This is a genomic window from Streptomyces anandii JCM 4720 (assembly GCF_014650655.1).
Classification (GTDB): Bacteria; Actinomycetota; Actinomycetes; order Streptomycetales; family Streptomycetaceae; genus Streptomyces; species Streptomyces anandii.
On record NZ_BMVJ01000002.1, the window covers coordinates 353,525 to 367,412 of the forward strand.

The 13,888-nt window shown below is 73.5% G+C and carries 13 protein-coding genes; 11 read left to right on the plus strand and 2 right to left on the minus strand.

All coding sequences use genetic code 11. The annotated features are described in order from the left end of the window. Window positions 1-343 precede the first annotated feature (343 nt). Window positions 344-973, plus strand: coding sequence for a phosphoribosylglycinamide formyltransferase (gene purN / locus IE249_RS04775; protein ID WP_189703473.1), 630 nt, complete (start codon window positions 344-346; stop codon window positions 971-973). After that, window positions 970-2,535, plus strand: coding sequence for a bifunctional phosphoribosylaminoimidazolecarboxamide formyltransferase/IMP cyclohydrolase (gene purH / locus IE249_RS04780; RefSeq protein WP_189703474.1), 1,566 nt, complete (start codon window positions 970-972; stop codon window positions 2,533-2,535). The genes purN and purH overlap by 4 nt, the downstream gene beginning before the upstream one ends. Window positions 2,536-2,634: 99 nt before the next feature. Here the strand turns inward: purH and IE249_RS04785 are convergent, their stop codons facing one another. Continuing rightward, window positions 2,635-3,186: a hypothetical protein gene (locus IE249_RS04785; RefSeq protein WP_189703475.1), complete on the minus strand. Its 552-nt coding sequence runs from the start codon at window positions 3,184-3,186 to the stop codon at window positions 2,635-2,637. Between the two features lie 277 nt (window positions 3,187-3,463). Here IE249_RS04785 and IE249_RS04790 point away from each other — a divergent pair, with 277 nt between their 5' ends. The 6 genes from IE249_RS04790 (at window position 3,464) to IE249_RS04815 (ending at window position 9,130) form a co-directional block, all read left to right on the plus strand. Continuing rightward, window positions 3,464-4,318, plus strand: coding sequence for a bifunctional methylenetetrahydrofolate dehydrogenase/methenyltetrahydrofolate cyclohydrolase (locus IE249_RS04790; RefSeq protein ID WP_189703476.1), 855 nt, complete (start codon window positions 3,464-3,466; stop codon window positions 4,316-4,318). Further along, the gene (locus IE249_RS04795) at window positions 4,308-4,811 is read left to right on the plus strand and encodes a DUF3017 domain-containing protein (protein ID WP_189703477.1); all 504 of its coding nucleotides are present in this window, start codon (window positions 4,308-4,310) and stop codon (window positions 4,809-4,811) included. The genes IE249_RS04790 and IE249_RS04795 overlap by 11 nt, the downstream gene beginning before the upstream one ends. A gap of 267 nt (window positions 4,812-5,078) precedes the next feature. After that, a complete protein-coding gene (locus IE249_RS04800; RefSeq protein WP_189703478.1) occupies window positions 5,079-5,540 on the plus strand; it encodes a helix-turn-helix domain-containing protein in 462 nt (153 codons plus the stop codon). Between the two features lie 130 nt (window positions 5,541-5,670). Continuing rightward, a complete protein-coding gene (locus IE249_RS04805; RefSeq protein ID WP_189703479.1) occupies window positions 5,671-6,642 on the plus strand; it encodes a helix-turn-helix domain-containing protein in 972 nt (323 codons plus the stop codon). A gap of 370 nt (window positions 6,643-7,012) precedes the next feature. Then, window positions 7,013-8,002: a malate dehydrogenase gene (locus tag IE249_RS04810; RefSeq protein WP_189703480.1), complete on the plus strand. Its 990-nt coding sequence runs from the start codon at window positions 7,013-7,015 to the stop codon at window positions 8,000-8,002. Window positions 8,003-8,131: 129 nt separating this feature from the next. Then, window positions 8,132-9,130, plus strand: a complete 999-nt coding sequence (locus IE249_RS04815) for a serine/threonine kinase C-terminal domain-containing protein (RefSeq protein WP_189703481.1) — start codon at window positions 8,132-8,134, stop codon at window positions 9,128-9,130. On the opposite strand, the gene IE249_RS04820 is transcribed toward IE249_RS04815, so the two are convergent. Beyond that, window positions 9,025-10,536 (minus strand): MFS transporter, encoded by a 1,512-nt coding sequence (locus tag IE249_RS04820; RefSeq protein WP_189703482.1) that lies wholly within the window; start codon window positions 10,534-10,536, stop codon window positions 9,025-9,027. The genes IE249_RS04815 and IE249_RS04820 overlap by 106 nt on opposite strands. Window positions 10,537-10,630: 94 nt before the next feature. Here IE249_RS04820 and IE249_RS04825 point away from each other — a divergent pair, with 94 nt between their 5' ends. The 3 genes from IE249_RS04825 to IE249_RS04835 all read left to right on the plus strand — a co-directional run bounded on the left by IE249_RS04825 (window position 10,631) and on the right by IE249_RS04835 (window position 13,799). Then, on the plus strand, window positions 10,631-11,599 hold the full coding sequence (locus IE249_RS04825) for a LysR family transcriptional regulator (protein WP_189703483.1): 969 nt from the start codon (window positions 10,631-10,633) through the stop codon (window positions 11,597-11,599). A 114-nt stretch (window positions 11,600-11,713) separates the two neighbouring features. Next, window positions 11,714-13,456 (plus strand): AbeC-like domain-containing protein, encoded by a 1,743-nt coding sequence (locus tag IE249_RS04830; protein WP_189703696.1) that lies wholly within the window; start codon window positions 11,714-11,716, stop codon window positions 13,454-13,456. Beyond that, complete coding sequence (locus IE249_RS04835; protein WP_189703484.1) at window positions 13,440-13,799, plus strand: hypothetical protein; 360 nt, start codon at window positions 13,440-13,442, stop codon at window positions 13,797-13,799. The genes IE249_RS04830 and IE249_RS04835 overlap by 17 nt, the downstream gene beginning before the upstream one ends. Window positions 13,800-13,888 lie beyond the last annotated feature (89 nt).

A 13,888-nucleotide genomic window follows, 5' to 3' on the forward strand; every position in this document is an offset into this window, starting at 1 on the left:
CCTGCGCCGGCTGCGGGGGGAGCGTGAGGAGTCGCAGGCTGCGGTCCGGCATCAAGTGAGCGTCTTCCCCTTGGTGAGTCACGACTGAACTGGAAGGTCCCCGCAGGTGCTCAACGCCCTGGGCGCGGGGTCCCGTCATCAGGAGAACGCGCGGTGCGCGCGGTGCGTTCCCGTACCAGCTCTCCCCAGACGCTACCTTCCGGCCACGCCCCCGTCCCACGGGGGCCTTCCGGTGTGCCGGTATCGTTGCTGACGGTCGGCCGCTTCGTAGGCTTCCCCGTATCCGGGGGCCCGAAGCATTCGTACGACCGTACAAACAGCTCCCCCGAGAAAGGGCCCCACCGTGGCCGCCAAGCCCGTGGCCAAGCGCCTCGTCGTGCTGGTCTCCGGATCCGGCACCAACCTCCAGGCGCTCCTCGACGCGATCGACGCGACGGGAGCCGAGGCCTACGGTGCCCGGGTCGTCGCCGTGGGCGCCGACCGCGACGGCATCGAGGGGCTGGCCCGCGCCGAGCGTGCCGGGGTGCCGACCTTCGTGCGCGCGGTGAAGGACTACGCCACGCGCGAGGAGTGGGACGCGGCGCTCGCCGAGGCCGTCGCCGCCCACGAGCCGGACCTGGTGGTGTCCGCCGGGTTCATGAAGATCGTGGGCAAGGAGTTCCTCGCCCGGTTCGGCGGGCGGTTCGTGAACACGCACCCCGCCCTGCTGCCCAGTTTTCCGGGAGCCCACGGCGTGCGGGACGCGCTCGCGTACGGCGCCAGGGTCACCGGCTGCACCGTCCACTTCGTCGACGACGGCGTCGACACCGGCCCGATCATCGCCCAGGGCGTGGTCGAGGTCCGGGACGAGGACGACGAGAGCGCTCTGCACGAGCGCATCAAGGAAGTCGAGCGAAGGCTGCTCGTCGAGGTCGTGGGGCGGCTCGCCCGCAACGGCTATCGCATCGAGGGACGAAAGGTAGTAATCCTGTGACCGCCGAGAGCAACAAGCGGCCCATCCGGCGCGCGCTCGTCAGCGTCTACGACAAGACCGGTCTGGAGGAGCTCGCGCGCGGGCTGCACGAGGCCGGCGTCGCACTCGTCTCCACCGGCTCCACCGCCGCGCGGATCGCCGCGGCCGGTGTGCCCGTCACCAAGGTCGAGGAGCTCACCGGCTTCCCCGAGTGCCTGGACGGCCGGGTCAAGACCCTGCACCCGAAGGTCCACGCCGGCATCCTCGCCGACCTGCGCCTCGAAGACCACCGGCAGCAGCTGGCCGACCTCGGCGTCGAGCCGTTCGACCTGGTCGTGGTCAACCTCTACCCGTTCCGCGAGACCGTCGCCTCCGGCGCCTCGGACGACGAGTGCGTCGAGCAGATCGACATCGGCGGCCCCTCCATGGTCCGCGCCGCCGCCAAGAACCACCCGTCGGTCGCCGTGGTCACCAGCCCCGCCCGCTACGCAGACGTGCTGCACGCGGTGAAGTCCGGCGGCTTCGACCTCGCCACCCGCAAGCGGCTGGCCGCCGAGGCCTTCCAGCACACGGCCGCCTACGACGTGGCCGTCGCCTCCTGGTTCGCCTCCTCCTACGCCCCCGTCGACGAGTCGCGCTTCCCCGACTTCCTCGGCGCCACCTGGGAGCGCGCGCACACGCTGCGCTACGGCGAGAACCCGCACCAGCCGGCCGCCCTGTACGTGGACGCCGGCGGCGCCGGGCTCGCGCAGGCCGAGCAGCTGCACGGCAAGGAGATGTCGTACAACAACTACACGGACACCGACGCCGCCCGCCGTGCCGCCTACGACCACGACGAGCCGTGCGTGGCGATCATCAAGCACGCCAATCCGTGCGGCATCGCCGTCGGCGCGGACGTGGCCGAGGCGCACCGCAAGGCGCACGCCTGCGACCCGGTGTCCGCGTACGGCGGTGTGATCGCCGTGAACCGTCCGGTGAGCCGGGAGATGGCCGAGCAGGTCGCCGACATCTTCACCGAGGTCGTCGTCGCGCCGGACTACGAGGAGGGGGCCCTCGAGGCCCTCACCAAGAAGAAGAACATCCGCGTCCTCAAGGCCCCGGCCGCGCCCGCCGCTCCCGTCGAGGTCAAGGCGATCGACGGCGGCGCGCTGCTCCAGGTCGCCGACCGGCTCCAGGCCGACGGCGACGACCCGGCGGGCTGGACGCTCGCGAGCGGCGAGGCGCTGTCAGCCGACGAGCTCGCGCAGCTCGCCTTCGCCTGGAAGGCGTGCCGGGCGGTGAAGTCCAACGCCATCCTGCTCGCCAAGGACGGCGCCTCGGTCGGCGTCGGCATGGGCCAGGTCAACCGGGTCGACTCCTGCCGGCTCGCGGTCGAGCGGGCGGGCGAGGAGCGGGCGCGCGGCTCCTACGCGGCCTCCGACGCCTTCTTCCCCTTCCCCGACGGCCCCGAGATCCTCATCGCGGCCGGCGTCCGGGCGATCGTCCAGCCGGGCGGCTCGATCCGCGACGAGCAGGTCGTCGAGGCCGCGAAGAAGGCCGGGGTGACGATGTACTTCACCGGCACCCGCCACTTCTTCCACTGACGTCTCACCGGCCGCCCCCGGCCGGGAACGACCGCGGCCTCCGGCTCCCGAAAGGAGCGGAGGCCGCGGTCGAACGCGCCCCGAGAAGGCGCGGGAGGCTCAGTAGCGGGGCCGGTTGAACCACGCCTTGCCCTTGGCGTTGCCCACGAACACGGCGATCAGGATGGCCAGCACCAGGTGGACGATGCCCACCACGGTGAACGGGTACAGGGCGAGCACCGCGGTGATGATGCCGAAGACCAGCGTCGTCACGCGCAGTCCGTTGCCGCCGCTGGTGAACTTCGCCGCCAGCACCGCCGCCCACACCAGCCACGCCAGGGCGAGCACCGCGAAGCCCCACAGTGCGCCGGTCGGGTAGTCGGAGAGCTGCGGCAGGTCGCCGTTCTTCTTCAGGTGGTCGATGGTCAGCGCGCTGAAGACGAAGATCGCCACACCGATCGCCTGGAGGCCGACGATCACCCACAGCATCACGCGGGCCGCGCTCACCGTGCCCGGCATCGTCTCCGGCACCGGAGCGCCGTACGGCTGGACCGGCGGGGCCTGCGGGTAGCCGTAGCCCGGGGCCTGAGGCTGCTGCGCCGGGTAGCCGTAACCCTGCTGCGGCTGCTGCTGCGGGGCGCCGTAGGGGTTGTTCGGGTCGCCGTAACTCATGGCGGTGTTTCCTCCGTTGATCAAGTGCGGGGACGACGCGCGGCACCGTTCGGAGGAGATGTCTACAGAAAGTGCGGTCCGTCCCCCCGTTGAGCTGCCCGCGGCACTGTGCGGTTCATCGTTCTTGACCGAGGACATGCTTGTCCAGTCGCATTTCGCATGTGTTGTGCAAGTGCAACATCACTGATCTTGGCGGCGATCGGGCGGACGGGCCGGGGCGTACGGTTCGGCGGACCCGGATTGGAACCACGGGCCGGTCATCCGCGAGGATGGGGGCATGACCGCCCAGATTCTCGATGGCAAGGCCACCGCAGCCGAGATCAAGTCCGATCTGACCGCCCGCGTGGCGGCGCTCAAGGAGAAGGGCGTCACGCCCGGCCTCGGCACGATCCTGGTCGGGGACGACCCCGGCAGCCGCAAGTACGTCGCGGGCAAGCACCGCGACTGCGCCGAGGTGGGCATCGCCTCGATCCAGCGCGAACTGCCCGCGACCGCCACGCAGGAGGAGATCGAGGCGGTCGTCCGCGAGCTGAACGAGGACCCCTCCTGCACCGGTTACATCGTCCAGCTGCCGCTGCCCAAGGGCATCGACGAGAACCGGGTCCTGGAGCTGATGGACCCCGACAAGGACGCCGACGGCCTGCACCCGATGAACCTCGGCCGCCTCGTCCTGAACGAGCCCGCCCCGCTGCCCTGCACCCCCAACGGCGTGCTCACGCTGCTGCGCCGCCACGGCGTGGAGATCAAGGGCGCGGAGGTCGTGGTCGTCGGCCGGGGCGTCACCATCGGCCGTCCGATGCCGCTGCTGCTGACCCGCCGCAGTGAGAACGCCACCGTGACCCAGTGCCACACCGGTACCCGCGACCTGTCCGCCCACCTCAAGAGGGCCGACATCATCGTCGCCGCGGCCGGCTCCCCGCACCTGATCCGCGCCGAGGACGTCAAGCCCGGCGCCGCCGTCCTCGACGTCGGCGTCTCCCGCAACGACGAGGGGAAGATCGTGGGCGACGTCCACCCGGACGTCCGCGAGGTGGCCGGCTGGATCTCCCCGAACCCCGGCGGCGTCGGCCCCATGACCCGGGCCCAGCTGCTGGTCAACGTGGTCGAGGCGGCGGAGCGCAGTGTCGGCTGAGGCGGACGGCGGCACCCGGGGCACCCCCGCGGCCGCCGAGCCGGAGATCGAGGTGCGGGACGCGGTCAGCGCGCCGGACGCGGACGGGCGGCCGCGCCGGGTCACGCGCCGCTTCCCGCTGTTCACCAGGGACACCGCGCGCCCCGAGGGCGGCGGCCGGGCCGCGCCCGGCGACGCCCCCGCGCCCGCGCGGCAGTGGCCGATCCTCGCCGTGCTGTCCGTGGTGGGGCTCGGCCTGCTGGTGACCGCCTTCGACGCCTTCCGCGTCGGGCTGCTGCTGATCGGCGCGGCACTGCTGGGCGGCGCGGCCCTGCGCTGGTTCCTGCCCCGCGTCGGCATGCTCGCCGTGCGCTCCCGCTTCACCGACATCGTCACCTACGGCATCCTCGGCTCCGCCATCGTGCTGCTCGCGCTGATGGCCCAGCCCAAGCCGTGGCTGGAGATACCGTTCCTGGACGACGCGCTGCACTTCACCGTCCGCAACAGTCAGTGACTTCCGCGCGCGTCCCGGGCGCGCACCGGGACGGCGGCCCATCCTCTCCCCCGAGTCAGGACGGGCCGCCGTCCCGCATCCACCCTGGTGCACGCTGAACGTCCTGTTCAACGGCTGTCCGTGCGCTGTGGCACGGAAGTGACCGTTCCGCTACGGTGTCCGCGCTTGGCCACAGGGACGCCCGCGCCCGGCGCGGGAACCGTTGTGCCCGCCGTGGTCGTCACTCGCTGCGACCGGGCAACGCGAGGGACGCCGTGGAGGTGAGCGATGGGCGCCTGGCAGCCGCTGCCGGACGATCTGCCGCCGGAGGTACGGCACTTCGTGGAGCAGCTGCGGCTGCTGAAGGACCAAACCGGCCTCAGCCTGGTCGCCCTCGGCGCGCGCACCGCGTACAGCAAGTCGTCCTGGCAGCGCTACCTCAACGCCGTCCAGCCGCCGCCCCGGCAGGCGGTCGCCGCGCTGTGCCGGGTCGCGGGACTGGACGGCCCGGACGCCGAACGGCACACCGTGCGCTGGGAAATGGCCGTCCAGGCCTGGCCCCGCCCGGCGGCCGTCCCGGAGCGGCCCGAGGGGTGCAAGGCCTACGAGGAGGACCCCACCGTTCCCTGGTGGGACCGGCCGGAGGAGGACCCGCGGCACGGACCGGGCGGACGCCTCCTGGTCTACGCCGTCCTGCTCCTCCTCGCTCTCCTGCTCACCGCCGTGGTGGGCACCGTGGCGCTGGGGTGAGCGGGCCGTGCGCCCGAGGTGAGCGGGCCGTGTGCCGAGGCGCCGGCGTGCCGGCGGAACCGGTCGTCCGGGGAGAAGTCGCCCGACAACAGGGCTAGCGTGGACATTCAGGGGAGCGAGGGGGGAAGCGATGGCTCGTTGGAAGGCCTTGCCCGACGAACTCGACCCGCAGGTGAGGGAGTTCGCGAGCCAGCTGCGGCGGCTGGTGGACCGCGGCGGTATGAGTGTGGCCGCGCTCGCCGACCGCACCGGCTACAGCAGGACGTCCTGGGACCGTTACCTCAACGGCCGGCTCCTCGCGCCCAAGGGCGCGGTGGTCGCCCTCGCCGAGGTCACCGGCACGGAACCGGCCCACCTCGTCACGATGTGGGAGCTGGCCGAACGCGCCTGGAGCCGCTCGGAGTTGCGGCACGACCGCACCATGGAGGCCATCCGCGTCTCCCGCGCCCGCGCCGCACTGCCGGGCCCGGCCCCCGCTCCGGGCGCTTCCCCCGCGACGCAGTCGCCCCCGTCGCCCGCACAGGCGGAACCCCGGGACGCCGCCGCGCCGGGTGAGTCCGGTGGGCCGCCCCCCGCCGCCCCGGCGGCCGGTGGCGGCGACCGTGCGCGCGGTCGGCGGCGTGCGGTGATGTTCCTCGCCGGGCTGGCCGGGGCGCTGGTGCTGATCGGGGCCGTGTTCTACGTGACCGGCGGCAACGGCGGCCCGAAGGCGGCGGGGGCCGCCAAGTCGCCGTCGCCCTCCGTCGGCACGCCGCAGAAGCTGCCGCCGGGCGTGAAGTGCGCCGGGGCCTCCTGCACCGGCAAGGACGCCGAGAGCATGGGGTGCAGCGGCGACCTGGTGACCACCGCGCGCAGCGTCACCGTCGGGACGGCCCTCCTGGAGGTCCGCTACAGCCGGACCTGCGGCGCGGCCTGGGGCCGTATCACGCGGGCCGCGCAGGGCGACGAGGTGCGGGTCGTGGCGGGCGGGCGCCAGGAGACCGGCACGATCACGGCGGCCGGCGACACCATCGCGTACACCCCGATGATCGCCGTCGGGGACGCGGACCGGGCGAAGGCCTGCGCGACCCTGGCGTCCGGCCGGCAGGGATGCACCAAGTAGCGGAAGGGGCGGCCCCGAACCGAAGCCACGGGGCGAGCAACCGAAGCCATGGGGCGAGCAAACCGAAACCACGGAGCATGCATGGGTTCGCCCGAACGGGGCAGGCGGACAGCACCCCCACGGGAGTCCGGTCCTCCGGCAACCCCCATACGGCGGCCGCTCTCGTCTCTCCTCTCCCGGACGGGCGGCCGCCTCTTGATGCGGGGCGCGGTCACAAGGTCATTCTGTGGGCCGGGCCACAGGGGCCCGGCCGTCCCGGATCGCGGATGCGCGATAGCCTGACGGCCGGATATCTCTTGACGCCAAGAGATCGATCATCCGCACCCCGGGGCAGGGACGCCCCACCGCCAGCTGTCATACGGAGAACGCCATGACCCGCACTCCCGTGAACGTCACCGTCACCGGCGCGGCCGGCCAGATCGGTTACGCCCTGCTCTTCCGCATCGCCTCCGGCCAGCTGCTCGGCGCGGACGTGCCGGTCAAGCTGCGCCTCCTGGAGATCACGCCGGCGCTGAAGGCCGCCGAGGGCACGGCCATGGAGCTGGACGACTGCGCGTTCCCGCTCCTTCAGGGCATCGACATCAGCGACGACCCGAACGTCGCCTTCGACGGCGCCAATGTCGCCCTCCTCGTGGGCGCCCGCCCGCGCACCAAGGGCATGGAGCGCGGTGACCTGCTCGAGGCCAACGGCGGCATCTTCAAGCCGCAGGGCAAGGCCATCAACGACCACGCCGCCGACGACGTCAAGATCCTGGTCGTGGGCAACCCGGCGAACACCAACGCGCTCATCGCCCAGGCCGCCGCCCCGGACGTACCGGCCGAGCGCTTCACCGCGATGACCCGTCTGGACCACAACCGCGCGCTGACCCAGCTGGCGAAGAAGACCGGCTCCACGGTCGCCGACATCAAGCGCCTGACCATCTGGGGCAACCACTCCGCCACCCAGTACCCGGACATCTTCCACGCCACGGTCGCCGGCAAGAACGCCGCCGAGGTCGTGAACGACGAGAAGTGGCTGGCCGAGGACTTCATCCCGACCGTCGCCAAGCGCGGCGCGGCCATCATCGAGGCCCGCGGCGCCTCCTCCGCCGCCTCCGCCGCCAACGCGGCCATCGACCACGTGCACACCTGGGTCAACGGCACCGCCGAGGGCGACTGGGTCTCCATGGGCATCCCCTCGGACGGCTCCTACGGCGTCCCGGAGGGCCTGATCTCCTCCTTCCCGGTCACCACCAAGGACGGCAAGTACGAGATCGTCCAGGGCCTGGAGATCAACGACTTCTCCCGCGCCCGCATCGACGCCTCCGTCAAGGAGCTCGAGGAGGAGCGCGAGGCCGTCCGCTCCCTCGGCCTCATCTGACGGCCGCCGGACCCCGCCGGACCGTCACCGACGCGTGCAGGCCCCGTCCCGTTTTCGTACGGGACGGGGCCTGTCGGCGTGTACGCCGCTATCGTCGAGTTCCGTACGGCTTCTGGGGGACGGTACGCCATGCGCCAACGGTGGGACGCGGAACAGCAGCGGTGGGTGGACGACGAGGGGGGCGCCGGCACACGGCCGGAGGGCCCGGACACGCCCTGGTGGGCGGGCGCCGAGACGCAGGTGCGCCCCGCCGGCCCGGCGCCCGCCCCGCCTCCGCCCCCGGCCGGACAGTCGCCCACCCCGCCCTCGTACACCCCGCCTCCCACGTACGTCCCGTACGCCCAGCCGTCCACGCCCGCGCCCCCGCAGCCGGTGCCGCCCTCCGGCACGGTCCCGCGGGCCGTCACCGGGCCGCCCGCGCGGGCCCGCGGCCCCCGCACGGTCCTGGTCATGGTCGCGGTGGTGGCCGTGCTGGCCGGGGGCGGCGCCGGCGCCGCGGTGTGGTGGGCCGCCCGCGACCACGGCCCCGACCACCACGAGGCCGGCCCCGCGGCGCACGCCTCCGTGAGCGCCACCGCCCCGGCCGCCCCGCCGTCCACTGCCACGTCCACCCCGTCGTCCACCGGCCCGGCGTCCGCGTCCACCACCCCGGAGACCGTGGCGAGCACGGGACCCTCGCCGGGCTACCGCCGGGCCGTGGACCCCGTCGGCTACAGCCTCGACGTGCCCGACGGCTGGGTGCGCGAGGAGGAGCGCGGGGTGAGCGCGGAGGTCGTCACCTACACCGCGCCCGGCGGCGGCCGCAGCCTGAAGCTGTTCGAGGTGGTGGAGAAGACCCCCGCCGCGTCACTGGACCTCGCGGAGAACGGCCCCAGCGGATTCGTCCAGGTGCTCCACGGCTACCGGGTGCTCAAGCGCGCCTCGGGCGCCGGCTGGTCCGAACTGGACTACCGCTACGACGACACCACCGCCGGCCCCACCCAGGTCATCGACCGCCGCTTCGCCGCCGCCGACGGCAGGCTCTACGCGATCCGCTCCTCGGGCCCGGAGGGCTCCGACGTGACGGCGCCGTTCACCGCCGCGTACGACTCCTTCTGCCCGTCGGGAGCGACCTGCCCGGCCGGCTGAGCGGGCGCGGCCTCCCGTGTCCCCGCGCCCCGGCGGTCGCGGTGCTCCAGCAGCACCACGGCCGTGGCAGCCAGGAGCAGCAGGGCGCTGGTGCGCAGGGCCGGGCCCAGACCGTGGGCGAGGTCGTGATGGGCGGCCAGGACGGTGCCGGTGACGGCCACGCCGAGCGCCGCGCCCACCTCGCGGGCCGAGGTGCCGAGTCCGGAGCCCAGGCCCGCTCGGTGCGGCGGCAGTGAGGTGACGACACCGAGGGTGAGCGCGGGCATCGACAGCCCCGTACCGGCGGAGACAACCAGCAGCCAGCCGGCGTAGAGCGCGTACGGGGTGCCGGCGTCCACCGTCGAGACGCCCAGCAGCCCGAGGCCGATCAGGGCGAGGCCGCCGCCGACGACCGTGCGAGGCCGGTCCGCCCAGCGGGCCGCGAGCCTGGGGACCAGCGCCATGCCGATCGTGAGCGGCACGATCGCCACGCCGGCGAGGGCGGGGGCGTACCCCTTGACCTCCTGCAAGTACTGCGAGTTGACGTAGAAGAGGGAGAACAGGCCGAAGAAGCCGGCCGCGGTGCCCAGGGTCGTCGCGCGCAGCCGGGGCGCGGCGAAGACCGCCGGGTCGAACAGCGGGGCGGGCGAGCGCAGGGCGTGCGCGGTGAACAAGCCGGCCAGCAGCGCGCCGAGCGCGAAGGCGCCGAGGATGCGCGGGGAGGCCCAGCCGTAGGACGGGCCCTCGATGATGCCGAAGAGGACGGCGACCAGGCCGGCGGTGAGCAGCAGGGTGCCGAGCGGATCCGGGCGGCCGGCGGCGGTGGTGGGCGTGCGGGGCGTGGTGCGGGCGACGGCGAGGGCGAGCAGCGCGGCCAGGGGCACCATCGCCCAGAACAGGGCCTGCCAGGGCAGGTACTGGCCGACGAGACCGCCGCCGAGGTTGCCGGCCAGCCCGCCCGCGCCGATCGCCAGGGTCCAGGAAGCCAGGGCCTTGGGGCGTTCGGCGGGCGTGCTCAGCTGCACCAGCAGCGACATCGTGCCGGGCGTGATCAGCGCCGCGCCCGCGCCGGAGACGCCCCGGCCGGCGATCAGCAGGGCCGGGCCGGTGGCGAGCGCGCTGACGGCGGCGCCCGCCGCGAACAGCGCGAGCCCCGACAGCAGCGCCCCCTTGCGGCCGTAACGGTCGCCCAACGCGCCCGCCGGGATGAGCAGTCCGGCGAAGACGATGACGTACGCGTCTACGGTCCACAGCAGTTGGCCGGAGGACAGGTGGAGGCTCGACGAACGCAGTTGCGGGATCAGCAGGTTGATGGCGGCGACCATGCTCTGCGCCACGAGCACGCAGGCGCACAGCGCGAACAGGGTGGCCCGCCGCAGGCGGCCCGGTGCGGCGCCGTCCGGCAGGTCACGGGCAGGCGAGGGCATGGCTCCTCCAGGGAGTCCGGTGAGGGTGTGGGATGCCCTGGAACCGTAGGCTCGGCACCGACCTGCTTTCCAGTGCAATCTTCGCAAGGGACACTTGCACGTGACGCAATCCGATTCAGCGCCCCCGGCGGGCCCCGCGCACCTGGACCTCAATCTGCTGCTCGCCCTCGACGTGCTCCTGGAGGAGCAGAGCGTCGGCGGGGCCGCCCGGCGGCTGCATCTGTCGGAGCCGGCGACGAGCCGCACGCTGGGCCGGATCAGGAAGGCGCTGGGCGATCCGGTGCTGGTCAGGGCCGGGCGGCAGATGGTGCCCACCCCGCACGCGCTGGCGATCCGCGCCGAGGTGAGTGCGATCGTCGAGCGCGCCCGGACCCTGTTCCTCGCCGGACGGGCCGTCGACCTGCGCACGGTCAGCCGCACCTTCGGGGTGCTCGGCCACGACGCGCTGGCCGCGGCGTTCGCCCCCGCGCTGCTGGCCCGCGCGGCCGCCGAGGCGCCCGGAGTCCGCATCCGGTTCCTGGCCGAGAGCCACGTGGACGCGCCGTCGCTGCGCGAGGGCGTGGCCGACCTGGAGGTCGGCGTCATCGACAGCACCCTGCCCGAGGTCCGCGTCGAACACCTCCACGAGGAGTGGATGCTCGGCGTCGTACGGGCCGGACATCCGCTGCTGGAGGGCGAGTTGACCCCGCGCCGGTTCGCCGAGGAGGCCGACCACATCACCGTCTCCCGGCGCGGCCGGCTCAGCGGGCCCGTGGACGACGCCCTCGCCGGACTCGGGCTGCGACGGCGGGTGGTGGGCAGCGTGGGGACCTTCCTGGCCTCCCTGTTCACCGTCCGCGGCACCGACCTCGTGGGCCTGATCGCCGGCTGGACCCGGCCCCAGGCCGAGGCGCTGGGCCTGGTCACCTTCCCCGTGCCGCTGGACCTGCCGCCCCTGCGGCTCGGCCTCGCCTGGCACCCCCGGCACGAGGCCGACCCGGTCCACGCCTGGCTGCGCGGATGCGTGCGGGAACTGATGGCACGGGCCGCGCACCCCGACGGCTGCGACGGCGGCGGTCGGTAACGGTCGGGCTTCGGCAGGTGACGATCAGCTTCCGGCACCCATCGAGCCCCACTATGCTGATGGTTCATCAAACAACGTGCCGACTGCGCACGTTCGGACCATCGGGGGATGGGCGTGAGCACCGCCTACGTGCCGCAACAGCCGCAGCCGGTCCGCCCCGCGGCACCGGCGCCGACGACCGCGCCGTACACCAGCGAGGCCACCCGCCTGCTGTGCGCGGGCACCTACCTGGACTCCGGATACCGCGACCAGGTCATCGACGAGCTGTATCTCAACGAGCAGCGCATCACCGCGCCCTCCCTCGGCTTCGATGCCTCCCGCGTCCTCGCCCACGCCCTGCGTGCCCGGCGCCTCGAGCTTGCCTGGGACGCGGCGATCCTCGGGCTGTGGGCGGTCGGCGCCGCGCTCAGCCAGGGCTGGCTGCTGCTCTTCCTCGGCCTCGGCCTGCAGCTCGCCATCGCCTCCTGGATCCGGGGCCGCGACGAACACCCGCCGCTCTACCGGGTGGTGCCCGCCTGGGTGCTGCGCTGGTACAGCCGTATCGGCCTGTTGTACCTGTTCGTGGCCACCGTGTTCCTCGCCTTCGGCGCGGGCGACGACTCGTCCGGCTCCTCGTCGCCGTACGACGGCGTCTACGGCACGACGAGCACGTCCAGCCTCTCGGCGACCGACGTGCTCGACCCGGGCGGGAGCACCTTCAGCGCTCTCCAGGCCTGGCTCTCGCTCGCCGTGCTCGCGCTCATCGCGCTCTGCGTCGCCGCCCAGCGCTCCCAGGTCACCCGCTCGCTGAGCCAGGAGCTGTCCACGCAGCGCTTCCCCGACGCGGCGGCCGACCCGGCGCTCACCGCGGAGGGCGGGCGGCTGCGGCGGATGACCGGGCGCATCCGCGCCGAACAGCACCAGCCGCTGATCATGTACCACGAGGCCCGCCCGTTCTGCGGTGCGGGCAGCGCCTACGACACCTGGGTGCTCGCCGTCGAACTGCGGCCCGACGCCATGCGCAAGCAGCGCCCGCTGACCAACCGGACCGTCCTCGACACCGTGCGTCCGCTGCTGGAGCAGCTGCGTGAGTCGGCCGCGACCAACCTCCAGTTCCCGGTGCGCGACCGGCTGCGCGGCCTCGAGATCGACGAGTGCGTATTCCTGCCGGTGGAGGGCCTGCTGCGCCGTGAGGACGCCCCCTACCAGCCGGAGGTTTTCGAGGAACACCGCCGGCGCGCGGTGGAGGAGGGCGCCGAGAAGCGGCGGCACTTCCTGCGCGTACGGGTCGGCGGCTGGGAGGAGGAGCTGGTCGTCAGCGTCTTCTTCCGCGTGCACACCCAGGGCCGGATGCTCATGCTGGAGGTCGCCCCGCACGTACTGACGCCGGTGCGGGAGGAGTTCAAGGACGCCGACCGTCTCGCCCACCGCTACAACCGCAACAGCGTGCTGGGCAAGGCCGCCTACGCCGTGCCCCGGGTGCCGCGCTCGGCGGGCGCGGCCCTGGCACACCTGGGCCGCCTGATCGTGTTCGGCTGGCGGCTGCTGACCGCGGGCAACGCGGGCGCGCTGCCCGAGGGCCCGGCGCGGTCGGTGCGGGAGCTGGGCGCGGCGCCGCGCGGGTCGCTGTTCCAGGAGATGGACGTCGACCGCTACCTGCGCACCGTGCAGGACCGGATCGCGCACGGAGTGCGCACCGCCCTGCTGGAAGCCGGTTACCAGACCGGCGAGTTCGTCCAGAAGATCGTCAACATCAGCAACGGCGGCGTGAACATCGAGTCGGTGGAGGACTCCACCTTCGCCGTGGGTTCCCACGCCACCGCCACCAGCGGCGTCGAGCCGCAGAAGGGAGCGGACGGCGATGGCCGACCCGCATGACGAGCCCGGTGTCACCCTGGGGAACGTCTCCGGCAGCACCTTCGCCATCGGCAGCCACGCCCGCGCGGTCAGCCACCACGGCACCGCGCCGGCGCGCGACGAGGCGGCCGAGCAGCTGCTGGCGGCGGTCCGCGAGCTGCGGGCCGACCTGACCCGGGTGCGCGGCACCGACCGGACCGCGGCGCTGGACGCCGAGCTGGCCGGGACGGAGGAGGAGATCACCGCCACCGGGCAGGCCGGCCCGACCCGCCGCGAGCGGCTGCGGGCACTGCTCGCCGACTCGCAGTCCCTGCTGAACGTCCTCGCCTCCGCGGGCACCGTGGCGGGGCTGCTCGGACGGTGAGCGCACGATGAACGGGGGACAGCGGTACTGGAACGAGGACACCCAGCGCTGGGAGGACGCGACATCGCCCCCGTCCCCACCGACGGAGC